This window comes from Acinetobacter sp. LoGeW2-3, from assembly GCF_002688565.1.
GTDB lineage: Bacteria > Pseudomonadota > Gammaproteobacteria > Pseudomonadales > Moraxellaceae > Acinetobacter.
Genome location: NZ_CP024011.1, coordinates 2372022 through 2397612 on the forward strand (window position 1 = coordinate 2372022; position 25591 = coordinate 2397612).

The following is a 25591-nucleotide window of genomic DNA, read 5'->3' on the forward strand; positions in this document are numbered from 1 at the left end:
AACAATGGAAAAGCAATGACAGTTCAAATTATTACCATTGATGGACCAAGTGGTTCGGGCAAGGGAACACTCGCTGCAAAAATCGCAGCGCATTATGGTTTCCATCTGCTAGATTCAGGTGCGCTGTACCGTCTGCTTGGATTGTCATTGCATCAGCAGGATTTACTTGAATCACTGGATACTGAACTGGAAAAATGCGTACACATTGCTACAAATTTAGACATCCAGTTTACAAGTACTGAAACCGGGATCCAGGTGTGGTTAGAGGGTGAAGATGTGACCCATACTATCCGTACCGAACGCGTGGGGGAGTTTGCTTCAAAAGTTGCGGCAATTCCTGAACTTAGAGCAGCTTTAGTGGGTCGTCAGCATGCTTTTGCACAAGCACCTGGTCTGGTTGCAGATGGTCGTGACATGGCGACCAGCATCTTCCCAGATGCCCAAGCCAAGATATATTTGACTGCATCGGCTGAATCACGTGCGAACAGACGTGTAAAGCAGTTGCAGGGTATGGGGCTGGATGCTAAAATAAACGACATTTTAGCTAATATACAGGCTCGAGATAAACGAGATATGGAACGCACAGTCGCTCCGCTCAAGCCGGCAGCAGATGCTTATATCATCGACAGCTCAGAACTGGGTATCGATGAAGTATTTAATCTGATGACCGCTTATATCGACAGCCAGTTAGCTCGTTAAACCGAATTATCAAATTCAGCAGAAGCATAGCTCGATCAGATTTATATGGGACTATGTAGACGCTTAACTAAACCGGCCTTGTCTGATCCAAGACCGCTGACTTTATCGGATATATCATGACCGAATCTTTTGCAGCCCTCTTTGAAGAAAGCGAATTAAACCTCAACGTTGAAAAGGGTGCAGTCATCCAAGGCGTTGTGGTAAGCATCGACTCTGACTGGGTAACTGTTGACACTGGCCTTAAATCTGAAGGCGTTGTTGACCGTGCTGAGTTCTTAAATGAACAACGCGAACTTGAAGTTCAAGTTGGCGACACTGTAGACGTAGTTGTTGAAGCACTTGACAATGGTATGGGTCAAACTGTTCTTTCTCGCGAAAAAGCTAAACGCGCTGAGACTTGGACTAAACTTGAAAAAATCTTTGAAGACGGCGAAATCGTTACTGGTGTTATCTCTGGTAAAGTTAAAGGCGGTTTCACTGTTGACATCGGTCCAGTTCGTGCGTTCCTTCCAGGTTCTTTAGTTGATACTCGTCCTATTCGTGATACTACTCACTTAGAAGGCAAAGAGTTAGAATTCAAAGTAATCAAACTTGACGCTAAACGTAACAACGTTGTTGTTTCACGTCGTGCAGTTATGGAAGCTGAATCTTCAGCTGACCGTGAAGCTCTTCTTGCTCAGCTTGAAGAAGGTCAAACAGTTACTGGTACGATTAAGAACCTTACTGACTACGGCGCGTTCGTTGACCTTGGCGGTATCGATGGTCTTCTTCACATCACTGACATGGCTTGGAAACGTATCAAGCACCCATCAGAAGTTGTTGAAGTTGGTCAAGAAGTTACTGTTAAAGTACTTAAATTCGACCGTGAACGTAACCGCGTATCTTTAGGCCTTAAACAATTAGGCGAAGATCCATGGTTAGCGATCATGAGCCGTTACCCTAAAGGTTCTATCGTTAAAGCTCGCGTAACTAACCTGACTGACTACGGCTGTTTCGCAGAAATCGCTGAAGGCGTTGAAGGTCTAGTACACGTTTCTGAAATGGACCACACTAACAAAAACATCCACCCATCTAAAGTTGTTCAGATCGGTGACGAAGTTGACGTTATGGTTCTTGAAGTGGACGAAGAGCGTCGTCGTATCTCTCTTGGTATCAAACAAACTCGTGCTAACCCATGGGAAGAGTTTGCTAAGAACCACGACAAAGGCGAAAAAGTATCCGGTACTATCAAGTCAATCACTGACTTCGGTATCTTCATCGGTTTACCAGGCGGTATCGATGGTCTAGTTCACTTGTCTGACATTTCTTGGAACGAACAAGGCGAAGAAGCGATTCGTCGTTACAAGAAAGGTGACACTGTTGAAGCGGTTATCCTGTCTGTAGACGCTGAAGGCAACCGTATCAGCCTTGGTATCAAACAATTGAACAGCGATCCATTCAACGATTTCTTAGCTGCTAACGAACGCGGTGCGCTTGTTAAAGGTACTGTAACTGCTGTTGACGCTAAAGGCGCTACAGTTAAGTTAGCTGACGAAGTTGAAGCGACTCTTAAAGCATCTGAAATCAACCGCGACCGCGTTGAAGATGCAACTAAGTTCCTTGAAGTTGGTCAAGAAGTTGAAGCTAAGATCATCAATGTAGATCGTAAATCTCGCTCTATCAATTTGTCTATCAAAGCGAAAGACGAAGCTGAAGAGAAAGAAGCTGTAGCTAACTTGAAAACAGCTGCTGCTGGTCAAGAAAATGGTCCTAAGACTATTGGTGACCTGATCAAGGCGCAAATGAGCAACTAAGTAAGCACAGGAAATGTATTGTTAATGTAAGTTAACTAATATTTTCTGCACGATTACTGTAAACGGTAGCGTAGTATTTAATTATTGCGCTACCGTTTTGTATTTAAACAGGTTATTATCGGAATAGAGAGTCCAAGTAGCTTGATAATTAAAGAGGTCGCAGATGACTACTGAAGCACTTAATAAGTCTGATTTAATAGAGCGTATTTCCCTAAAGAACCCGCATTTAGCTGAGCCTTTAGTTGAAGAAGCTGTGAAAATCATGATCGATCAAATGATCGAAGCATTGTCTACAGACAATCGTATTGAGATTCGTGGGTTTGGCAGCTTCGCATTGCATCATCGCGAGCCACGTATCGGCCGCAATCCGAAAACTGGTAAGTCTGTTGAAGTCGCAGCAAAAGCGGTTCCACACTTCAAACCAGGTAAGGCATTACGTGATGCTGTAAACGAATCGGCAAACAAATAATTCAAGGGGCGTTCTATGCGTTACGTACTCGTCGTTTTATTACTCGTCGTCTTTGGGTATTCACTGGCACTGGTATTGCAAAATGGAACTGAACTATCTGTAGACCTGTTATTTACCCAGGTTCCTGCAATGCGTTTAGGCCTGTTATTGTTGTTGACACTGTCATTGGGTGTCATTCTTGGCCTACTGCTGGGTGTACAGGTATTTAAAGTTTTCCAAAACAGCTGGGAAATTAAACGACTGCGTAAAGACATAGACCACCTGCGTAAAGAGCAGTTAAATACAGCGAAGCTGATGGCAGCAGAAGCAGCTGCTCATTCACGCCATGAAAAGACAGTTGTTGATATCCATCCCCAGGATCGACCTTCTACACCTTTATAAGGATGTGATGTCATAACTTTGAATATTTATAGTTCTCCTGACTGTATTTAAGGCACTCTGAGTCATGCTCAGGGTGTTTTTTTATACTTGAAGATTGATAAGTCTATTAAAATTATAAGAAATTAGAATAATCGCATTAGGAATAAGATACTTAAATTGAACTAAGGAGCGGTTTTTATAATTTATATATTTGTTCAGGCAGTTGAAATCCGTATAATGCCTTAATTTTGTCAATTTGAAGGGTCTTGTTATGAGTATTATCGTTGCCTTGGATGCAAAAAGCCAATATGACGCATTAACGATTGCCGAGCAATTAGACCCTGCGCTTTGCCGTGTCAAAGTTGGTAAAGAACTATTTACCCATGAAGGTCCATCTGTTGTCAAAGCACTGCAAGATAAAGGCTTTGAAGTGTTTCTTGACCTGAAATTTCATGATATTCCAAATACCACTGCACAGGCAGTGTGTGCTGCTGCTGATTTAGGTGTATGGATGGTGAATGTACACGCATCTGGTGGCCGTAAAATGATGGAAACCTGCGTGGAGCGTCTTAAAGCTGGCAACTACAATACTCAACTGATTGCAGTGACAGTATTAACGTCTATGGGCCGTGAAGACTTAAAAGATATCGGCCTAGATATTGAGCCATTCGAGCATGTTAAACGTCTTGCAAGTTTGACTAAAGATAGTGGTTTGGACGGTGTAGTCTGTTCAGCACAAGAAGCAAAAATGCTGCGTGAAACTTTAGGTAAAGATTTCGCATTGGTAACGCCAGGCATTCGTCCAGAAGGCTCAAATGCAGATGACCAGAAACGTATCGTAACGCCGAAACAGGCAATGCTGGATGGTTCGACTCATTTAGTGATCGGTCGTCCGATTACCAAGTCTGAAAACCCGCGTCAGACATTAAAAGATATTCTGGCAACTTTGTAATTCTGCCAATCCGATGAAAAGCCTTTCATGTGAAAGGCTTTTTTTATACATTCAGAAAGGAAGGATAAAAATAAAAAAGGAATTAAAATGAAAACAAGGAAGACGCCAGAACAAAAATGGTTAGAACAAAGTATTGAATTGGAAAAAATAGCTGAGCAGCTGGAACAACAGCAATTCCAGAAGCAGTATAACCCAGCAAGTTCATGGAATTGGATGTCAGGGCTTGATGGCATTGACCTTGTGGAACTTGCTTCAGAGATGATGGATACGGCAGGGGATTCTTTGGGTAGGGTTGATTTGAATTTTTAATATTTCGCAGTTTATTTTTCTTTCTAATTGAATCCCCCTAAATCCCCCTTTATGAAAGGGGGACTTCTCCTCCCTTTTTTAAAGGGAGGTCGGGAGGGATTTTTAAATCACCGCCAATATACTCACCGCCACTGGCGCCAATACCGATAGAATAAAACCACTCAACATGGCATGCGGGATAAAATCATTACCACAGGCCTGTTTTACCATCGGTAAGGTGACATCCATAGAGGTTGCACCTGCTGCTGCAATTGCAGCGCGTGGATAACGCCAGCCGATACAATACATTAGCAAAATCGCAAAGATTTCCCGGAACAGATCATTCATCAGTGCAATGCTGCCTAGTTCGGCATTTCGTAGTTCGGTCACCACAATTCCACTCATAGAATAGAAGCCGTAACCTTGGGACAGCATGATTAGATCTTGTAGTTTAATATCAGATTGCCAAGTTGCATAAAGCAGCACACCCAGTAATGAACCGAGAATACAACCGAGTGGTACCAGTAGAATCTTCCAGTTTATCCATGACCGATCCAGTGGTGAAAAAGCAAGATCTAGTCCGATCAAGAACATAAATACCAGTAGTAAATGCCAGGTACTAATCTCTGCCTGAATATTAAAGCTATTTAAACCTGCATTTAGCAAATAACCTATAGCGAGCGCAATAAAAGCATAACTGATATTGAGCAGGGATTTAATCACTAGCTCTGAAGATACCCGTCCGGATGAGGGTTGATAACCTGCCCACTTAAACAGCAGATAACAACAGGCAAAAGCGCCGAGAGAGGTTATCGCTGCAATATTGAGAGAGGTACTCAGTATCTGATAAGGATGCTGTAACTCATCTAGCAATTGAGAGAACTCAAAGGCAATAGCGATTAGTAGTACATAACTAAAATAGGGCAGAACAGCGAAAGAGACTTTAAGAACAGCTTGAGGTAACTTTTTGGCAAATAGAAAGCCGATCGCCAGACAGAACAGTAATTGGAAGATAAGCCAGAAGGATTGCATAATTAGGAAAAATAAAAATTTTCTGTATTATGCCATTCCTTTAATGAATATGTTGTTGCTTTAACTGGCTTTGCTCAGCAAACGGTAATCTGCTGGATTAGCCCATTTGGTTTTCAGCCAGTATTTCCAGGTATAAGTTGGCCATAAGGCAAAATTCTTACCGCTATCCTGTTGATACCAGCTGACACAGCCGGATTGCCAAACCGTATTCTCCATCATCTGTTGTACTTGATCATTAAAGTGACCATGAACTTCATCTTTCACTACGACCGCTTCTGTATGTGAATGATCTACCATCTGGATCAGCTGCAGGATATATTCCACCTGTGCTTCGATCATGAATAACACCGAGTTATGTGCCAGCACGGTATTTGGACCGAGAAGCTGGAACAAGTTCGGGAAGTTCTTGATACAGATACCATAATAGCTTTCTGCTCCATCTTTCCAGACTTCATTTAACTTAATGCCATTCAAGCCAGTACATTCAAAGTTCTTTAGGTAAATACGTGGGTCAGTAATAAAGCCCGTGCCATAGATCAGGCAATCAATCGGACGTCTTTTGCCATCCGCGGTAATAATACTGTCTTCAGTAAGTTTCTGAATTTTGTCTGTAACTAGCTCGACATTCGGCTGGTTAAAAGTCGGGAAATATTTATTGGAAACCAGAATACGTTTACAACCCATGATGTAATCTGGAATCAGCTTTTGGGCAAGTTTCTTATCTTTAATCTGATAACGGATATAGGCTTCAGCCAGTTTCTGGGTATATTTCATCACGGTCGGTTTTACGATGGGGACAACGCGTGATTCATTCGACCAGTACAGACGAACACGATGTAATTTCCGAAACCAGTCGTATCGCGTAAACAGTTTCTTTTCCAGATTATGATACTGTCGCTCATCCCGCGGAATCACCCATGCTGCGGTGCGCTGCATCACATACAGTTGTTTACATTGTGGTGCGATTTCTGGAATGTATTGAATGGCACTACCACCCGTTCCAATCGAAGCGACATTCTTGCCGGTCAGATCATAGTTGTGATCCCATTGTGAGGAATGGAAGGCCTTACCTTTAAATTTCTCGATTCCCGTAATATGAGGAATATGTGGTACATGCAAAGGACCGGAAGCAAAAATGACATATTGTGCTTCCAGCTGTTCATCTTCATTTAGCGTCAATAACCAGCGACAGCGTTTCTCATCATAATGTGCAGCTTTGACTTCAGTATTGAGTTGAGTAAAGGCGGCAATATTAAATTCTTTGACCAAGTGCTGAATATAGGCAAAGATTTCGGGCGCTTCCGCGTAACGTTTGGACCAGTCGGCTTTCGGTGCATAAGAAAGGGAATATAAATGTGATTGCACATCACAGGCTGCGCCGGGATACTGATTTTCACGCCAAGTACCACCAAAATCATTAGATTTTTCTAGAATTATAAAGTCAGTAATTCCTTGTTGTTGCAAACGAATTGCCATTGCAATTCCGCCAAAACCTGTACCAATAATGGCAACTTTAGTTGTGTGATTTTTCTGTGCCGTTTTCATCTTATGCCTGTCTATGTTGATTTGTAATTTTAAATATTGCAAATATCAACTTTCTAGCTCATTTCATAAGATGACAAAATTGATCAGAACGGCAATAGAGAATTTGTAAAATTTATAGTAAAACAGGAACAATCCTATTTAATTCAAATCGCAATGAAGAGATCTATACTCAGTTTGATGTACTTGATTCAGGGGATGCGCAAGGCAGGCATTGCATTGGAGCATAAGCTGGACAATATCGGGCTACGTATAGACGATCTTGATCCTACGTCGATCATTCATCCCAGTCTGGAATATGATGTTCTTAAAGTGGTAGGTGAAGGAATTGCACCAGAAACGGGGATCTCGATTGGACAGCATTATGCATTAGCAGGATATGGTCCCTTGTTAATGCTATTGGTGACCAGTCCTACTGTGAAAGATGCACTGATCCACGGTATCCGTTTTCAACAGTTAACACATTTGACTGGGAAAATGAGTTTTAAGCAAGCAGAACATCGCATTGCACTTTGCTACCGTCCTAATAATATGCAGGATTCATTAGGTCAATTAGTTGCCCAAGCTGAAATTTCTGGCACTTATAAGTTTATTCAGGACCTGTACAAGATGATGGGTCTTTCGGTGCCTGAGGTACGGATTGAATTGCCATTTTCTAAACCAGAGGAAATGCAACAGTTACAGCTTTACTATGACTATTATGGTCATCAGGTACAGTTTGATGCTGAACAGGCTGCTTTTGGGTTTGATGAAGCGGTGCTGGATGTCAAGATTCCATCTGCGGATGAAGCAACCTTCAAGCTGTATGAAGAGAAATGTATCGCAGAACTGGAACGATTACATGAAGATGAGCAGACACCCTCACTGATTCAACGGGTGCAGGATTATCTAGAACTGCAAAGTGGTGGCATGCCGACCATGGCGGAAACCGCGCAGGCACTGAATATTCCTGAACGTACCTTACGGCATCAATTGCAGCAATTGAATACCAGTTATAAGCAAATCCGTGAAGATATCATCAAGGATAAAGCTTTAAGAATGATTGAATATAAACAATATTCAATTGAAATGATTGCGGAATTGCTGGGATACTCCGAGCCGGCAGCATTTAATCATGCATTTAAACGCTGGTTTGGGCAGAGTCCGCGCCAATATGTAAAATAGCCTAAGTTTGCTAATGCCAAAGTGTTATGGCTTGAAGTTAAATCTTCGCTATAATTTTTATGAATCTCAATAGTAATGAACCTTATGTCCGACTTAAATTCACATCAGCACAATGCCTTTAGCCCTATATCTCCTGCAGAACGTTATGCACAGGCGCTGTCTTCGGGACAGTTCATGCCTGATGATGCACAGGCGGTCGCAGTACATGAGCTAGACCGTGTCTGGGTGGAGTTAATTCAACGCTTTAAGGCTTCTAAGAAAGCATTCCGCCGTTTCCGCCGTCAAACTTCACCGAAAGGTGTCTATATGTGGGGTGGTGTCGGTCGTGGTAAAACCTGGCTGATGGATCAATTCTATGATTCCATTCCATTCCGCCGTAAGACCCGGATGCATTTCCATCACTTCATGCAGCATGTGCATCGTGAACTAAACAAGCTTTCTGGTCAGCGTAACCCATTAGATATGGTGGCAGATCAGATTTATAAAGATGCGGTCGTGATCTGCTTTGATGAATTCTTCGTATCCAACGTAACCGATGCTATGATCCTGAGTGATCTGTTCCAGAAACTATTCGAACGTGGCATTACTTTGGTCGCAACCTCGAATATTGCACCAGATGGTCTGTATAAAAACGGTATCCACCGTGACCGTTTTATTCCAACGATTGAGTTGGTAAAAAAGAACTGTGTGATTCTGAATGTTGATGCGGGTGTGGATTATCGTCTGCGTGTGTTAAAGCAAGCTCAACTGTTCAAGTTCCCATTAACACATGACAATAAAAACTGGATGGCACAGCGTTTTAGCGCCTTGACTCAGACTCAACAAAAGTCTGATGAACCGATTATCATCAATAACCGTATTGTAGAAACCGTAGCCCATACCGAAGATGTATTGTGGTGTGAATTTTCAGAACTGTGCCTGAAACCGCGTAGTCCGGCAGACTTTATTGAAATCGCCAACATCTACAATACTGTACTGGTTAGCAATGTACCGCACCTGACTGACTTCCTGAATGATGGTACGCGCCGTTTTATTTATATGGTCGATGAATTTTACGACCGTGGTGTAAAACTGTTGCTTACTTCTGAAGATAATATCATTGATATCTACCAAGGTGAGAAACTGGCTTTTGAGATTGAACGGACCCGTTCGCGCCTGCTGGAAATGCAATCAGATGAATACTTGCATTCAGAGCATCGACAGATTGAGAAACTTGCCTCCAACACTGCTGAATAAAGCATCAAAAAGCGCCAGTCATCTGGCGCTTTTTTCATCTAAAATTACTGGTCAGTTTATCGACAACACGTGCATTTCATGGCTTAATCGGGCTTCAAGAATGACAATGTATATGGAAATGCGTGATTTTTGCGCGAAAATCTGAACTTAAGTCTAATTTCTACATTTTGAAAACTTTATACACTGTCATTAGGGTATTTACTGAATTGATGACTACATATTCTGATCACAATTAGCGGACATGAGGGTGACGCTAAATAAAATGATCATTATTTAGGAATGTGATAGTACTATTCAGCTAAATTTTAATCGTTATACTAGAATCTCTTGTATAAAAAGTAGCAATATCAGGAAAGACAATGACTGCACGTATTCAAAAAGGCAAGTTAGCGATTGCTAAAGAACTTTACGATTTCATCGAAAATGAAGCACTACCAGGTTCTGGTTTGGACAGCGAAACGTACTGGAAGAACTTTGAACAAGTCGTTGTTGATCTTAGCCCTAAAAACAAAGCACTTTTGGCTAAGCGTGATGACATTCAGGCGAAAATCGATGAATGGCACCGCAATAACACATTTGAATTACAAGCTTACAAAGCTTTCTTGACTGAAATTGGCTACTTGCTACCAGAAGTAGAAGATTTTCAAATCACCACTGAAAATGTAGATGAAGAAATTGCATTGATCGCGGGTCCACAGCTGGTGGTTCCTGTACGTAATGCACGTTACTGCTTGAACGCTGCCAACGCGCGTTGGGGTTCATTGTACGATGCACTTTATGGCTTCGACGTGATCTCTGAAGAAGATGGCGCAGAAAAAGGCAAGGGCTATAACCCGAAACGTGGTGAGAAAGTCATTGCGTTCGCGAAAAACTATCTCGACGAAACTTTCCCACTAGCGCAAGGTTCACATGCCGATGCAACTCAATATGCAGTTGAAGGCAATGCACTGGTTGTAACGCTGAAAGACGGCTCTACTACAACTGTTGCTGATGCATCTAAATTTGTTGGTTATAACGGCGAAGCTGCTGTACCGACTGAAGTTGTACTGAAAAATAACGGCCTACACGCAATCATCCAGATTGATGCAGCAAGCGCGATTGGTCAAACAGACGCAGCTGGCGTAAAAGACGTAGTACTTGAAGCAGCTGTAACAACAATCCAAGACTTGGAAGACTCTGTTGCAGCAGTTGATGCTGAAGAGAAAGTAGAAGGCTACCGTAACTGGTTAGGCTTAATGCGCGGTACGCTTGAAGAGTCTATCGAGAAAAATGGCAAAACTATTACTCGTAAACTCAATGCTGACCGTACTTTCAAAAATGTTGAAGGCGGCGAAACCAAGGTTCACGGTCGTTCATTGATGCTGCTTCGTAACGTTGGTCACTTGATGACGAATCCAGCGATCCTTGTAGATGGCGAAGAAATCTATGAAGGCATCATGGATGCATTAGTAACTCCGCTGCTTTCAGTTGCTGATATCCGTGGTGAAAACACCATCAAGAACTCACGCAAAGGTTCAATGTACATCGTTAAGCCGAAAATGCATGGTCCTGAAGAAGTGGCATTCGCAGTAGAATTGTTTGAGCGTGCTGAACAGGCGCTTGGCTTGCCAGCAAAATCAATCAAAATCGGGATCATGGATGAAGAACGCCGTACGTCTGTTAACCTGAAAAACTGTATTGCTCAGGCCAAAGACCGTACTATCTTCATTAATACTGGCTTCATGGACCGTACGGGTGACGAAATACATACCTTCATGGAAGCAGGTCCATTCGTTCGTAAAGGCGAAATCAAAGGCCAAAAATGGTTCCCAGCTTACGAAAACCGTAACGTGATGGTTGGTCTGCAAACCGGTCTACGTGGTAAAGCACAGATTGGTAAAGGCATGTGGCCAAAACCAGACATGCTATTAGACATGTACAAAACCAAGACTGAACATCCAGAAGCTGGTGCAAGCTGTGCATGGGTTCCATCTCCTACAGGTGCGGTGATCCACGCGATTCACTACCATCAAATCAATGTGGCAAACCGTCAGCAAGAACTTCTTGCCACTGAAGCTTTACCGCTTGAAGATTTGTTAACTCCACCATTGGCGACAAATACCAATTGGACTGAAGAAGAGAAACTGAAAGAACTTGAAAATAACTGTCAGGGTATTCTGGGTTATGTCGTTCGTTGGGTTGATCTGGGGGTAGGTTGTTCAAAAGTACCTGATATCAACGATGTTGGCTTGATGGAAGACCGTGCAACTTTACGTATTTCTTCTCAGCACGTTGCAAACTGGTTACGTCACGGTATCGTGACACGCGAACAGGTTGAAGAAGTAATGCAGCGTATGGCGAAAATCGTGGATGAGCAAAATGCCAATGATCCACTGTACACGCCAATGGCTGCTGACTTTGCGAACAGCATTGCATTCCAGGCAGCTTCTGACCTGATCTTCAAGGGTGGTGAGCAACCTGCAGGTTATACCGAGCCGCTTCTACACGCAGCGCGTTTAAAATTAAAAGGTTATACAGGTGATTAATCCTGTCTGATCTAAAAAAGCCTCTTCGGGGGCTTTTTTATTGTCTGGCTAAAATAGAATCTACCCGTAAAAATAGTGAACATATAACTTTGTCTATAAAAGCGTAACATTTCGTCGCTCAACTCTGATCTGTAAATTTGTTCTGATAAAGTAGAGGAAAATTGACAAGTTGCAGGGATGGAAATGACAGCCTATCAAAATCTAGATCAACAATTTATTGGCGGGCAATGGCAACAAGGCGGCTCGATCCACACCATTCAAAACCTGAATCCCTATACTCAACAGGAAATTTTTACCCTACAGGCAGCAAGTCCAGAAGATGTAGATGCTGCTTATCAAGCAGCGCTTGAGGCATTTGAACAAGGTGCCTTAACTTCGGTAGAGGTGCGTAAGGGCTTGATTCAAAACCTGTCCACTATTATTCAAAGACGCCGCGAAGAGATTATAGATTGGTTAATTCAGGAATCAGGGAGCACTCGGTTTAAGGCGAATCTTGAAGTAGATGCATCGCTGGGAATTATCCAGGAAAGTGCCAAATTCCCAGATTTGATTCAGCCAGAGGAGCTGGAAAGCCGAGATCCTGAACGTAGAAGCATTGTGGTACGCAAACCACTGGGTGTAATTGCAGTAATAAGTCCCTGGAATTTCCCATTTCATTTATCTATGCGTTCAGTCATTACTGCAATTGCATGTGGTAATACAGTAGTCCTTAAGCCTGCCAGCGATACGCCTGTTACAGGTGGAACGTTACTTGGCAAGCTTTTGGAAGAAGCCGGTACGCCACATGGGGTATTCAATGTTGTAGTCGGTGCGGGTAAAGAAATCGGTGATTACTTTGTTGAACACCCGATTCCAAAAATGATTTCCTTTACCGGATCAACTGAAGTTGGGCAGGGCGTTGGTAGTAAGGCGCTAGCCAGTTCCCGGATGAAACGTCTCGCTCTAGAATTAGGCGGTAATGCACCATTGGTGATTCTGGATGATGCAGACCTAGATCTGGCAGTAGAACTCACGGTAATGGGCCGTTTTATGCATCAAGGGCAGATTTGCATGAGCACTAACCGTGTCATTGTCGATCAAAGCCTGCATGATGCCTATGTAGATAAGCTGATAGAGCGCGTCAAAACCATTCCAGTCGGTGATCCAAACCTGCCAGATACGATTATTGGTCCAATTATTAATCAAAGTCAGGTCGAGAAACACCGTAAGATTATTGAGCATGCCAAACAGCTAGATGCACAATTGGTTTATGAGGGTGGCATCGAAGGGAATGTGGTCGCACCGCATATCTTTACCCATGTCGATCCATACTTTGATATCGCTCAGGAAGAAAGCTTTGGTCCGATTTTACCCATCCTAAAAGCAGACGATGAAGAGCATGCTTTAAATCTGGCCAATAACTCTCGATTCGGTCTTTCTAGCGCAGTCTGTACCTCAAATATTGAACGGGGTGAACGTTTTGCAGCGCAAATAGATGCAGGTATGACCCATATCAATGGGATTACCGTAGCTGACCAGCCAAATGCGCCTTTTGGTGGAGAGAAAAACTCAGGCTTAGGCCGTTTTAATGGACGCTGGATTTTTGAAGAGTTTACCCGTACGCATTGGATGACCTTGCCAAAGCAATAACTCTGGTAGCAAAAACACACAGGCTTAGAATCACCGAAGCGCTATAATACTTCGGTGATTTTTTGTTTTTAAAGACTCTATGTGCGCTAACTTTAAACCGCTCACCTTGCAGCAATTGCATGCTCTGAACCTACCTGAAATTCCTTTTGAATACCCAGAAGAAGTCTATCCAAATTATCAGCTGCCTTTATTGTTTAAATCGGATCAGGGCTTGGAATGGCGCTCAGTCAATTTTGGTCTGATTCCTAAATGGGCTGAAGATAAAACCATTGGTACACGCACTTATAATGCGCGGAATGAAACACTGTTGCAGAAACCCAGCTTTGCCGAGGCGACATCGAAATGTAAGTTTGGCGTGATTCCGGTATCGGAGTTTTATGAGTCTAAATATTTTGACAATAAGCCGCAGCGTTGGGGTGTAAGACGTAAGGATGGACAGGCGTTTTATATTGCTGCCTTATATGAAATTGCACGCGTTCAAGATGAAATCGTTCGTTCAAGTACTATGATTACCATGGACGCAATTGATCATCCCATGATGAAGGATTTTCATGAGCCGGGAAATATCAAACGCTCTGTTATCGTGATTCCACATCAGCGTATGGATGAATGGCTAAATCTGAAATCACCGAATATACAACCTTTCGTTGAGGGATTTCCCGTCGAGGAGTTCGAATGTTTACATGTACCCAAGGAAGTGGTCAAAAAAACCAGTCCCCAAATGAATTTCTTTGACTAATCCCTTGAGAAGCAGAAAGATAAATCTAGCCTAATGAATTTATCTTTCTGCTAAATCACGCTAGTACCCGTTTAGTTTTTTATTTTGGGGATTAGCGCGCAAGGTTTTTAAAGATGTGACGTAAACTTTCCATGGTCTTTTCAATTTGAAGCGGTGTTAAGCCTTCAAATGATTGCTCCAGAACAACGTTGGTCAGGTCGTTAATCTTATGGGTCATTTCCTGTCCTTTATCTGTGAGAACTACACGGGTAATACGTGCATCATCTTCACAAGAATAAGTATCGACCAAGCCTTCATCTTTTAGACGATAGACAATTTTTGTGGTCGTCGACATTTTAGAAACCACCATCTCTGAAAGATCAGACACACTTGCATGAGGTTTTGCTTTAAGGGCAAGCAGAATACGACGACGTGAGTTATCAACGCCATATTTCTTAAGCGCGTGATCAACATTTAAAACATATTGTGCGTGGACTTGAGTAACCCAATAATAGGGAAAATTTTCTAAGGTAAATTCTTCAGTTGAAGGTAAAAACTTCGCATACTTTTTGGTCATGGTAGATTCCTTGTTATTTATTTTTGTAAGGCAGTTACATTCTATGAAAATGTTTATATAAGTTTCAACCATTATTTAAAAAAAATGCGACAAAATGTGAGTCAATGTTTTTAATAATGCTAATCATTGACAAAAATTGTCGAATGGTCGAGAAAGGCTTAAGTTTACCTATTTTTAACCCGACTATTACATAGTCTTTTCTGCCATACGTCGGGAAATTTGAAATAAAGTGTGAATTAATTTGCAATAAGTTTATAGGAAATAAAGACTTAGTAATCAGACTGACACTAAATGGTGCATTAAACCCGATGAATGTCACTTTGATTTTTTAAATTAAATAAGCAAAGCAGAGAGAGAATCACGGATTCGCTATCAGTATTATCTTTGTTTAGCTCTTCTTTATCTCAATACTCAAAAACTTGTGATTTGGAATCATGGTTAATATATCTTCAGGCATTATCTATGTTTAAGGATATCTCTTAGAAAAGCGTGGATTGATATTTCTGATAAGTTAATGATTGTTTATGAAAACTGATGAATGACTTGGAAAGCAACACAATTTTTTTATTGCATTAACTATACCAATATTATGAGGCAGACTTAATAAAGAATTTATAAATAATCCTAGCTTTTATAGCTGTCTACCAACACAGACTTCCGTATAAACAAGCATTTACCTAATTCATATAAAAAGGCCATTACAACTTAAAGGCTTTATGCATAATAAGAAGGTCTTAAGTCAAAAAGGTTAAAATTATGGATCCCTCGCCGTGCGTAGGTTTCTGCTCTATATTTCCAGTTAGTCAAAACGGAGTGTGTATCTAGTGGAATTTTTATTAGATCCTTCGATTTGGGTAGGTTTAATAACTCTTATTATTCTGGAAATTGTCCTTGGGATTGATAATCTCGTTTTTATTGCCATTCTTGCTGAAAAACTCCCTCCAGAACAACGTGATAAGGCCCGAATACTTGGTCTATCTCTTGCCTTGTTTATGCGTTTGGGTTTGTTGTTCGCAATTTCGTGGTTAGTGACTTTAACCCAACCTCTGATCAATATATTTGACTTTAGTTTTTCCGGGCGGGATCTGATCCTGTTAGGTGGTGGTCTGTTTCTGCTGTATAAGGCCGTTACAGAACTACATGAAAAAATTGAAGGAAAACCAGAAGTTAATCTTTCTACCAAGGTAGCTTATGCCAGCTTCGCAGCAGTAGTAGCCCAGATTGTGATCCTGGATGCGGTGTTCTCACTTGACTCAGTGATTACTGCAATTGGTATGGTCGACAATATTTACGTCATGATGGCGGCAATGGTGATTGCCATGGCAGTGATGCTATTGGCATCCAAACCATTAACAGCCTTTGTGAACCGTCATCCAACCGTGGTTATTTTATGTCTCAGCTTCCTGTTACTGATTGGTATTAGCCTGATTGCTGAAGGGTTTGGTTTCCATATTCCGAAAGGCTATATCTATTCCGGTATTGGCGTCGCTATTGCGATTGAAGCCTTTAACCAGTTTAGCCAAAGAAATGCGGCGAAACATGAAGCTAAAATTCCACTGCGTAACCGTACTGCGGACTCTATTCTGAAACTGATGGGTGGAAGAATTGAAACTCATGCCACAGAAAAAAATGAAGCACAACAAACCTTTGCTAATGAAGAACGCTATATGATCGGTGGTGTGCTGACTTTGGCGGAGCGTTCCGTTGCTTCAATTATGACACCGCGTGGCCAGATTTCATGGGTAGATCTGGATGACAGCCCAGAACAGATCCGTGAAAAAATCCTGTCGGTACCGCATAGTCTGTTTCCAGTTTGCCGAGGTAGTCTAGATAAGGTAATTAGTGTGGTTCGTGCCAAAGAGTTACTGGACGTACTGGAAGAGCCAGAAGCGTTAAAAGCATTGTTAAAGCGTCATCGTCCAATCTATATCTTTGAAAAGATGAAAGTTATTGATGCAATTAATACTTTGCGTACTTCAAAGGGTTCTTTGGTTCTAGTCAGTGATGAATTTGGTCATGTACAGGGGTTGATTTCACCGCTGGATGTGTTTGAAGCGATTGCCGGGGAATTCCCTGATGCAGATGAACAACTGGATTTGGTTCGGGTTGATGACATGCATTGGATCGCTTCAGGCATGTTGGATCTGTATCAGCTGGAATTAGAGCTGGGTATGCTGGATCTGATTGAAGAAGATGCAGGTTATATCAGCGTTGCAGGGCTAATACTGGATAAAACTAATGGTCATGTTGAAGTTGGAACCACACTGGAATACCAACAGGTTAATTTCCAAGTGACTGAAATGGAAGGTAATCGTATTAAGTCGGTGAGTATCCATTATCAAGCTTAAATCTTATGCTCTGACTTAATTTTGTTCAGAGTTAAGAAAAGCCGGTGAGGAGCTGCTCACTGGCTTTTTTGTATCCAATTACTGTGATACAGGAAGCAGAATATTTTTAAGACCAAAATAAATCATGCCAATAAAAAACTTTAAAAATGGCTTACTTCATCTGGAAAATTTAGACTCAAGTTGCTTAATTGATAAAAAGCTTGATGTAAGCCACATTAACTCTATATAATAGCTATTAATTTCAATAACTTAAATTTATAGTGAACTATTTGGTAACTGGTGAGTTTTATATTGTGTATAAGAACTTAAAAATCCTGTGCTAACCTGCCAAACCAGAAGATTTACTAATCACACGCTTTTAGCTCAGAAACAGTAGAAAAGTATCATGAATTAAATGATGCAACTGCCGCTTCAATGGATGAAATACATGAAAATCAGAGAAACCGTCATTGATTTTGCAACATTGCCAGCCCAGCAGAAACATGATTTTTTTCAGCAGATGCTGGAATTTGACCAACTGATTTTTCCCTTTGCATCGGTCGAGCAGCTTTATCAATATGTTTATGATCCGGAAGCGGTATCTGTGCCTGTCATACAGTATTTCGTCGGAGAACAGCTGATTGGCCAGAATATTATGCCGATTCTCAAATTACAGCTGCAGGATAATCCGATATTTGTAGTGACGTCTCGTGCTGGTGTGCTGGAACAATATCGTCGTGGTAATTTGACTTTGAAGACTGCCATTCGTGTAGCTGTGCGTCATCGTCTACGCTATCCAGGCATTCCGATGTGGTTTGTCACCACCTTGATGCAACCGAAGGTCTATACCTTGTTTGCATCACGCAGCCGTTATTTCTATCCAAGAAAAGGCTACAACATGCCGACAGCTCATCAATCTGTACTTGAGTTGATGCATAGATATAAGTCTCAGGTAGATGAGCGTGGGCAGGGCATTCATGTTGCACCAGCGCTAATGCCTAAAGTTACTCCTGATCAGTTGATCCGACTGCGCAAACGCAGTGATGATCATTACCAGTTCTTTATGCAGCATGTGCCTGACTATTTTGACGGGAAAGGATTGATGTGTGTTTGCCGGCTAGATTTTAAAACGATTTTTGAAACTACAATGAATCTGGCTTTTGGGAAATCTGTGCACTAGGCACAGTTTCCCTTAATGAGGATAAATAAATCAAAGCAGTTTGAAGTCTGCATGTTGACGAATGATTTCAGGATTCAGTAAATGAATCTGATCAATAAACGCCACATTAAAACTGCCTAGTGTAGATGTTATTTCAGCAGCTCGTTTACCGGCAATCGCAAAATGTAGATGTGCAGCAGTTGCAGCAATGACCGGTGTCGCCACAGCACTATAAGCTGCGATCAATGCACCCAAGGCACAACCTGTTGCAGTCACGCGCGGCTGTAACTCTGATCCACCTATCACTTGAATCACCGGATAATCTTGCGAGATGATGTAATCGGACTCTCCGGAAATAGCCACGCACCGGCATTGTGTCAGTAATGATTGAGCCTGCTGGTAGACTTCTGAACTGTCCAATGTGGTACCTACACCTTTGCCTGTGACCTGCTTACCTGCGAGCGTACCAATCTCAGAAGCATTGCCACGCAGGATCGTTGGTTCAAATGCCATCAATTGATCAGTCACTTCCGAGCGCCAGTGCAGAATTGCCCCATAACCGACTGGATCTAGCACCCAAGGGGTTTGGGTGGTATTTGCGGTCTGTGCGGCAATCAACATCGCTTGGACTTGTTCAGACGTTGGTGTGCCCAGATTCAGACTGACTGCTGCTGCAATGCGGGCAAAATTTTCAGCTTCAAACGGATTATCAATCATGGCAGGCGCAGCATTGGCAGCCAGTAGTACATTGGCTACATAGTTGCTGGCGACTACATTGGTCATGATATGCACCAAAGGTTGCTGTTGTTGCAATGCTGTCCAGGCATCACAAACGTCATTTAGAATGTCATGGTGCAGTTGGGAAAGGTTTGTATTCATGTTGATATTCACAGTGCATCTGAGCTGAATCCATCAGCGGGTAAAATAATGATCTTGGTGTTTGCAATTACGGCAGAATAAGCTGACATAATCCGTCGCATCATAATCCACGGTCAGTTCTTCGGAACCACAATGAATGCAGCGTTTATTGGAATAGAATTTTAAACGAGGCTCAATCTGTTGCCAGGAACGCCAGATCGGCTGGAAGAAAATATTTTCATCATAGCCAAGAAAATGGAAGAATAGAATTGCACTCATTTTGCTTAAAGGCAATTGCGGTGGACGCGGCAGGGTAGAGGTTTCCCATTTTTCGGTGATTGCGCGTTCACGATACTGCTGCAAGGTCTTTTTCAGCAAATTGGTATTAATGAAATTTTCATTACGTGGTTGCAGCGCTTTCTGTTTGTATAAGTATTCCAGCGCTGTTTGCACCAAATAATAAATCTGGCCTACGGCTAATACATCTAGCATGCGGTAGCAGAAGGTTTGAAAGCTTTTATTACCGGCAATTTGGATACCCCAGCTACGACAATAGAATTGGGCAAACTGGATCACTTCTTGATACAGCAGAAAATAAAGCGTCTCTTTGACTTCATCTGCACTTTTAAAGGGCACGCCTTTGCTTAAGTTTTCATAGAACCAGTGACGTAATTGCTGGGTAATACTAAAGAGACTTGGTTCTGAATAACCATCCAGACGTACATTAATATAATAGTGCTGCTGATCAGCATTAAAGTCTTTCAGACTGAGAATATTTTCCTTGCTGAGTCGTTTCACCAAGGCATTCTGCATCAGATAATTGGGACTGATGTTGTGATATTTGATGCTATCCCAGTCAATATATTCGGCGTGCTGACTGTGTTCATGTACCTGATCATCCAGAATGGCGAGGAGAAACAGCTTGTTTAAAAAGCTGAGCTGCCCCAGTTCATATTGATGCACATCCTGTTTGCTTTTTTGATGCTGACGATTTTCCTGTAGACGTGTTTCCTTCATTTGACGTCTACGATTGGCCAGGCATTTTTCACAGAAACAATTGTGCTTTTGATCCGGATAAAGCTGATGATGACAGTGACTGCATTCATGATAATTCAGTTCCTGATCAAATTGTTCTGCTTCAACCCAGTACATCGCTGCCTGACACAAGGGGCATGCTGTACTTTCATCAAGCTGTTTCTGCAAAACATTAAGCGTCATATCAACTAACAATCGAAAAATGAAGAAGGAAAATCATTATACACAGTGCAGCTTGAGCGGGTGAGATTCAGGATAAAGATTTCATTATGAACTGAACATCTGATACAAAAAAGGACCACTCAAGTGGTCCTTCATTTATAGTTAAAAATTGGTCTTTAGACTGGGCAAGGCAGGGTATCGTCTTCTTCACCCAGATGTTTGGCATTGATGAGCGCCTGTACTTTTTTAGGCTGAATCTTCTTGGAACCGAGTGCATCATAGCTATTTAGAATGGCGCCAACTTCATAGTCTTTCATTTTGATGCCTTCACAGCTCATGAACAGGGCAATTACTTTATGGTCAATATTGGCTTGATCGAGTGCTTGTAGTGTCTTGATATTTTCAACACGTACGATATGGTCTTTTAAATACATGTGTTACCTCATTTTTTGTTGTATTCATTCAATGTATTGTCGTATTTTTTTGCCTGTATTGGGTGGGCGAGTACGTCATACTGCTACGTGTATTAATCTAGCAAAAACCATGCTCAAAACTTGATAAAAAGATCTGCATAACTTATTCATCTATATTAAATAATTTAAAATCATTTATTTATCTAAGTGTAAAAAAATATGACATTGTCAAAATGATTGCTATATTCAACATTTAAGCAAAGTAACTGCTGCTGTTTTAGGCAGAATGAATTGAAACTGGTGCAAAGAATGCCCATATTAGTTTCAAACAGTGAATGACACAGACAGTGTTTGCAACTTGGCGTATGATTTAAAGACTATAAATGTCGATTTCGACAAGATAATCAGGACATGATATGAATATTGCGGCTAATCCAGCGATCGAAGCAGATCAAACCATTTATTTAAAAGACTATCAAAAACCTTCTTATATCGTTGACTCGATTGAGCTGAATATTCAGGTGTATGCAGATCATACACTGGTCAGCTCTACACTGGTAATGCAGCGTCAGACTGAAGGTGATCTGGTTTTACTCGGACGCGATCTGGAACTGCAATCTATTCATCTTAATAGTAAGCCACTTTCTGAAAGTGAGTATAAGATCGATGCTGAACAGCTAGTGATTAGCAATGCACCAGATCATGCCACCATTGAAACTGTTGTCCGTATTCATCCTGAATCGAATACCCAATTAGAAGGTCTGTATCAAGCCAGTTCGGATCTGTTCGTAACCCAGAATGAACCAGAAGGTTTCCGTAAAATTACCTTCTATCCAGACCGTCCAGATGTCTTATCTGTTTTTACTACACGCGTTGAAGCAGATAAGAAATTCCCGGTTCTGCTTGCCAACGGTAACCTGATTGAAACTGGTGATGCAGGTGAAGGCCGTCACTATGCCATCTGGCAAGATCCGACCAAGAAACCAAGTTATTTATTTGCCTGTGTGATTGGTGATCTGGCGGTAATGAAAGATCGCTATACCACTTCTGAAGGTCGTGATGTAGCACTGGAAATTTACGCTGAAGAAAAAGACATTCCAAAATGTAAAATTGCCATGGAAGCCTTAAAGCATTCTATGCGTTGGGATGAAGAGCATTATGGCCGTCCTTATGACCTTGACAATTATATGATTGTTGCCACCAGCGCGTTCAACATGGGTGCAATGGAAAATAAAGGCTTAAACATCTTCAATACCTCATGTGTACTGGCAGATGAAGAATTTACCACTGATGCTGCAATCATGCGGGTACAGTCCGTGATTGCGCATGAATATTTCCATAACTGGACTGGTAACCGTATTACTTGTCGTGACTGGTTCCAGCTCTGTCTAAAAGAAGGTTTGACTGTATTCCGTGATCAATCATTCTCGGAAGATTTACAGTCTGCAGCTGTTCAGCGTATTGATGATGTTGCTGTACTTAAGGCACATCAGTTCCCTGAAGATTCTGGTCCATTGTCACATCCGCCACGTCCAGACCATTTTGTTGAAATTAACAACTTCTATACCGCGACGGTGTATGAAAAAGGTGCGGAAATTAACCGCATGATGGCCACCTTACTTGGTAAGGCTAAATTCCGTATGGGCACGGATGAATATTTCCGCCGTCATGATGGGGAAGCGGTAACAGTAGAAGACTGGGTTGCAGCATTAAGTGCAGGGTCTGGTGTCGATCTGTCTAACTTCCTGATCTGGTATAACCAACCGGGTACACCAAAACTGGAAGTACATGGCGAGTATGATGCAGAAGCACAGTCTTATTGCCTGAACTTTAAACAAAGTTTGAAGTCACATCCGAAATATCCAAATCTGAAAGCTGTCCCGATTCCAGTGGCATTGGCGTTATTTGATGCAGAAAGCGGTGAACAGCTAACCTTAAATTCAAAGGCACTATTTGAAAATGGTGTGAAAGATGGGGTGTACCTGTTTGATCAGGATCAGGCACGTATCGAGTTTACGGGCGTAAAAGCTAAACCTATCGTGTCTTTACTGCGTAATTTCTCGGCGCCGGTGAATCTGGAATTTAACTATTCTGATAAAGAACTCGCTTTCCTGCTGCAGCATGAAACCAATGGTTTTAACCGCTGGCAGGCGACCCAGACTTTACTTGAACGTATTCTTTTGAATGATCAGTCTGCAGCAGACATCTATGTTCAGGCAATGCTGAATACTTTACCGGGTGTTATTGAACAGGATCCATTACTGGCATCACGTCTGTTTGATGTACCTACTGAAGGCTATCTGGGCAGTCGTATCGATGTTGATTATCGTCCAAGCAAGGTTCAGGAAAAACGTAATGCCTTGCTGAATAAACTGGCGCGTGCTTTTGGTGATACGGCTAAAGAAATTTACCTGTCTCTTGATCCGGATCTGCAATCCGATTTTTCTCAGGCGATGGGTACCCGTGCATTAAGAAACATCATGCTGACTATGATGGCACGCCATGGGGATGAATCTGCCTTTGATTTAGCTTATGAGCAGTATCATACTGGCAATATGTCTGAACGTTTGGGAGCGCTTAAAGTCCTGGTTTGGAATGATGCACCACAAGCCCAAGAAGTTTTGGCAGACTTCTATAGCCGCTTTGAAGATGAAGCTTTATCTCTAGATCAATGGTTCATGGTTCAGGCTGCACATCCTCAAGCCACCGCTGAAACAATTGCTTATCTGACCCAGCATCCTGATTATGATCTGGCTGTGCCAAACCGTATCCGTGCAGTGAGCGGTGGCCTGAATGCAAACCCAGTCAATACATGGAGCTTTGGTGTACAACATTACATTACACTGGCGAAGTATCTGGATGAGAAAAACCCGATTGTTGGTTCACGTCTGCTGCAAGTATTATCTCGTTGGTACACTTTGGCTGAACCACAACGTGGTGAAGTGAAGGCGCAACTTGAAGCATTAAAACCTTTGGTAAAATCTAAAAATGTCTGTGAAACCCTGAACAGTATGCTTAGTGTTTAATTTATAAAAAGTAAAAAGCCGGATTTAATATCCGGCTTTTTTATTTCGTTAATCAGTAATATTTATTCAATATGTTATTAAAGAAAGCATGTATTAAATTTTGCTTTAACATGGGAACACATATCGGAGTATGTGTGACGCCATTTTCAGGCGCTCACGATGTAAAGATCAAGATGATCTGATAATTGGGCGAATTGAAATGTTATTGAAAATTGAAGATGGATTTTATTTAAATACGCAACATATTATTGGTGTGCGAGTTATCAAGGATAGTACGCGTGGAGTGTTCGAGGTTCATTTAGAATACACACCAAATTCGGTACAGAAGTCTGGCGAATATATCAAAGTGTTCAGCTCCCAGTTGGAAGCGGAAATGTTCCTCAACCAATTGAACCAGAAAATTCGCTAGCTTCTAGAAATGCAAAAAGCCTGTCATTTGAGACAGGCTTTTTGTTTAGAAAATAAATTTATTCTTTCACGATCAGTACTGGAATATCAGCCAAGCCAAGTACATTTTGTGCCACGCTGCCTAAAATCAGTTTTTGCAACCCTTTACGGCCATGTGAACCCATTACAATCAAATCCACAGGTATTTCATGGCTGGTTTGCAGAATACCATCCGATGGTGAAATGCCATGCAAAATCCGAATATCCAGATCTATACCTTCACGGGTAAAGGTATGTTTTAAATCATTGAGCCGATCCAGCGCATTTTGCTCAGCCTGCATAAAATAATCGGTGACTGCTGGTGCAACCTTGTAAAAATCCACTCCAGAAAAAGGGTCAACCGCAATGACGCTGATCAAAGTCACTTTGCTGCTAAACACTTTTGCAATATCGAGTGCATGTTCCGCAGCAGCATATGAGATAGGCGATTCATCAATTGCGACCAGGATGTGGTGATAATGTGCCATAAGAATTCCTGATAATGATGCACGCTTGGAAACAGAACACAGCTGTAGCTGGCGTGATGAATGATTGCAGTGCGTTAAACCATAATTTTTCGTACTGCGCATCTAGTGACACGCACATACTGATTATTTTTTAATGATCAGCACAGGGATTTCAGAAACACCCAGAACGTCTTGTGCAAAGCTACCCAGAATGATTTTTTGGAAGCCTTTACGACCATGTGAACCCATCACAATCAAATCTGCACCCGTTTCTTCTGCAGTGTTTGAAACATGTTCGGCATTGACCAAACCGGTCACAATATGTGATTCAGCTTCCACACCTTCCTCTTGAGCAATGATGGTTGCTTGCTTCAATGCTTTCTTGGCATTGGCATGTGCTTCTACAAAATATTCTTTCATAATGGCAGAGCTATAGTAGAAATCTGCCTCAGTAAATGGGTTTTCTGCAATCAGACTCACGACTGTCAGTCTGCTACCAAATGCTTTTGCAATTTTCGCAGCATGACGTACTGCTGAAAAGGAAATTTCTGAACCGTCCACAGGGACTAAAATATGTTGATAGGCCATCTTATTTATACTCCGCTTTCGTTGTTGTCTTGCTTTAAACTATTGATAGCACAGTGATGATGGGGGTTCAATTGCAAAATATAAAAAAATCTGAAAATTCATTAAATTACAGTGATATATTTACAAAAAACTGTAGACTGCTTGGC

General features: G+C 41.8%; 23 protein-coding genes. 15 read left to right on the forward strand and 8 right to left on the reverse strand.

Features of this window, described 5'->3' with window-relative positions; genetic code table 11:
- Positions 1-15 precede the first annotated feature (15 nt).
- The 6 genes from cmk to BS636_RS11540 all read left to right on the forward strand — a co-directional run bounded on the left by cmk (position 16) and on the right by BS636_RS11540 (position 4582).
- On the forward strand, positions 16-699 hold the full coding sequence (cmk, locus tag BS636_RS11515; RefSeq protein WP_099338893.1) for a (d)CMP kinase: 684 nt from the start codon (positions 16-18) through the stop codon (positions 697-699).
- A 116-nt stretch (positions 700-815) separates the two neighbouring features.
- Positions 816-2492 carry a 30S ribosomal protein S1 gene (gene rpsA, locus BS636_RS11520; RefSeq protein WP_004815604.1) on the forward strand — a complete coding sequence of 559 codons (1677 nt, stop codon included), beginning with the start codon at positions 816-818 and terminating at the stop codon, positions 2490-2492.
- A gap of 163 nt (positions 2493-2655) precedes the next feature.
- The gene (locus BS636_RS11525) at positions 2656-2961 is read left to right on the forward strand and encodes an integration host factor subunit beta (RefSeq protein WP_004815605.1); all 306 of its coding nucleotides are present in this window, start codon (positions 2656-2658) and stop codon (positions 2959-2961) included.
- 15 nt (positions 2962-2976) lie between these two features.
- Complete coding sequence (locus tag BS636_RS11530) at positions 2977-3342, forward strand: lipopolysaccharide assembly protein LapA domain-containing protein (protein WP_004815608.1); 366 nt, start codon at positions 2977-2979, stop codon at positions 3340-3342.
- A gap of 250 nt (positions 3343-3592) precedes the next feature.
- Positions 3593-4273 (forward strand): orotidine-5'-phosphate decarboxylase, encoded by a 681-nt coding sequence (gene pyrF, locus BS636_RS11535; protein ID WP_099338894.1) that lies wholly within the window; start codon positions 3593-3595, stop codon positions 4271-4273.
- 87 nt (positions 4274-4360) lie between these two features.
- Positions 4361-4582, forward strand: coding sequence for a hypothetical protein (locus BS636_RS11540; protein WP_099338895.1), 222 nt, complete (start codon positions 4361-4363; stop codon positions 4580-4582).
- 102 nt (positions 4583-4684) lie between these two features.
- On the opposite strand, the gene BS636_RS11545 is transcribed toward BS636_RS11540, so the two are convergent.
- Positions 4685-5593: a lysine exporter LysO family protein gene (locus BS636_RS11545; protein WP_099338896.1), complete on the reverse strand. Its 909-nt coding sequence runs from the start codon at positions 5591-5593 to the stop codon at positions 4685-4687.
- Between the two features lie 60 nt (positions 5594-5653).
- A complete protein-coding gene (locus tag BS636_RS11550; protein WP_099338897.1) occupies positions 5654-7138 on the reverse strand; it encodes a flavin-containing monooxygenase in 1485 nt (494 codons plus the stop codon).
- Between the two features lie 153 nt (positions 7139-7291).
- On the opposite strand from BS636_RS11550, the gene BS636_RS11555 reads away from it, so the two are divergent.
- The 5 genes from BS636_RS11555 (at position 7292) to BS636_RS11575 (ending at position 14428) form a co-directional block, all read left to right on the forward strand.
- A complete protein-coding gene (locus BS636_RS11555) occupies positions 7292-8299 on the forward strand; it encodes an AraC family transcriptional regulator (protein WP_099338898.1) in 1008 nt (335 codons plus the stop codon).
- A gap of 84 nt (positions 8300-8383) precedes the next feature.
- Entirely contained in the window at positions 8384-9535 is a 1152-nt protein-coding gene (gene zapE, locus BS636_RS11560) for a cell division protein ZapE (RefSeq protein WP_099339656.1), read from the forward strand.
- A gap of 359 nt (positions 9536-9894) precedes the next feature.
- On the forward strand, positions 9895-12060 hold the full coding sequence (locus tag BS636_RS11565) for a malate synthase G (RefSeq protein WP_099338899.1): 2166 nt from the start codon (positions 9895-9897) through the stop codon (positions 12058-12060).
- Between the two features lie 183 nt (positions 12061-12243).
- Positions 12244-13689, forward strand: a complete 1446-nt coding sequence (locus BS636_RS11570) for an aldehyde dehydrogenase family protein (RefSeq protein WP_099339657.1) — start codon at positions 12244-12246, stop codon at positions 13687-13689.
- A 79-nt stretch (positions 13690-13768) separates the two neighbouring features.
- Entirely contained in the window at positions 13769-14428 is a 660-nt protein-coding gene (locus BS636_RS11575) for an SOS response-associated peptidase (RefSeq protein ID WP_099338900.1), read from the forward strand.
- 91 nt (positions 14429-14519) lie between these two features.
- On the opposite strand, the gene BS636_RS11580 is transcribed toward BS636_RS11575, so the two are convergent.
- Entirely contained in the window at positions 14520-14984 is a 465-nt protein-coding gene (locus BS636_RS11580; protein WP_099338901.1) for a MarR family winged helix-turn-helix transcriptional regulator, read from the reverse strand.
- An 824-nt stretch (positions 14985-15808) separates the two neighbouring features.
- On the opposite strand from BS636_RS11580, the gene BS636_RS11585 reads away from it, so the two are divergent.
- Positions 15809-17332, forward strand: a complete 1524-nt coding sequence (locus BS636_RS11585; RefSeq protein ID WP_099338902.1) for a TerC family protein — start codon at positions 15809-15811, stop codon at positions 17330-17332.
- 427 nt (positions 17333-17759) lie between these two features.
- Positions 17760-18491 (forward strand): hypothetical protein, encoded by a 732-nt coding sequence (locus BS636_RS11590; protein ID WP_099339658.1) that lies wholly within the window; start codon positions 17760-17762, stop codon positions 18489-18491.
- Positions 18492-18521: 30 nt separating this feature from the next.
- Here BS636_RS11590 and thiM read toward each other — a convergent pair whose 3' ends face one another.
- The 3 genes from thiM to BS636_RS11605 form a co-directional block, all read right to left on the reverse strand.
- Positions 18522-19349: a hydroxyethylthiazole kinase gene (gene thiM, locus BS636_RS11595; protein WP_099338903.1), complete on the reverse strand. Its 828-nt coding sequence runs from the start codon at positions 19347-19349 to the stop codon at positions 18522-18524.
- 33 nt (positions 19350-19382) lie between these two features.
- A complete protein-coding gene (locus BS636_RS11600; RefSeq protein WP_099338904.1) occupies positions 19383-20546 on the reverse strand; it encodes a hypothetical protein in 1164 nt (387 codons plus the stop codon).
- A gap of 155 nt (positions 20547-20701) precedes the next feature.
- Complete coding sequence (locus BS636_RS11605; protein WP_099338905.1) at positions 20702-20959, reverse strand: hypothetical protein; 258 nt, start codon at positions 20957-20959, stop codon at positions 20702-20704.
- A 395-nt stretch (positions 20960-21354) separates the two neighbouring features.
- Between BS636_RS11605 and pepN the strand changes: the two genes are divergently transcribed.
- Both pepN and BS636_RS16595 read left to right on the forward strand, forming a co-directional pair.
- Positions 21355-23964: an aminopeptidase N gene (pepN, locus tag BS636_RS11610; protein WP_099338906.1), complete on the forward strand. Its 2610-nt coding sequence runs from the start codon at positions 21355-21357 to the stop codon at positions 23962-23964.
- A 199-nt stretch (positions 23965-24163) separates the two neighbouring features.
- On the forward strand, positions 24164-24373 hold the full coding sequence (locus BS636_RS16595) for a hypothetical protein (protein WP_322871827.1): 210 nt from the start codon (positions 24164-24166) through the stop codon (positions 24371-24373).
- A 58-nt stretch (positions 24374-24431) separates the two neighbouring features.
- On the opposite strand, the gene BS636_RS11620 is transcribed toward BS636_RS16595, so the two are convergent.
- A complete protein-coding gene (locus BS636_RS11620; protein WP_099338908.1) occupies positions 24432-24878 on the reverse strand; it encodes a universal stress protein in 447 nt (148 codons plus the stop codon).
- Positions 24879-25001: 123 nt separating this feature from the next.
- The gene (locus BS636_RS11625) at positions 25002-25445 is read right to left on the reverse strand and encodes a universal stress protein (protein WP_099338909.1); all 444 of its coding nucleotides are present in this window, start codon (positions 25443-25445) and stop codon (positions 25002-25004) included.
- Positions 25446-25591: the final 146 nt, after the last annotated feature.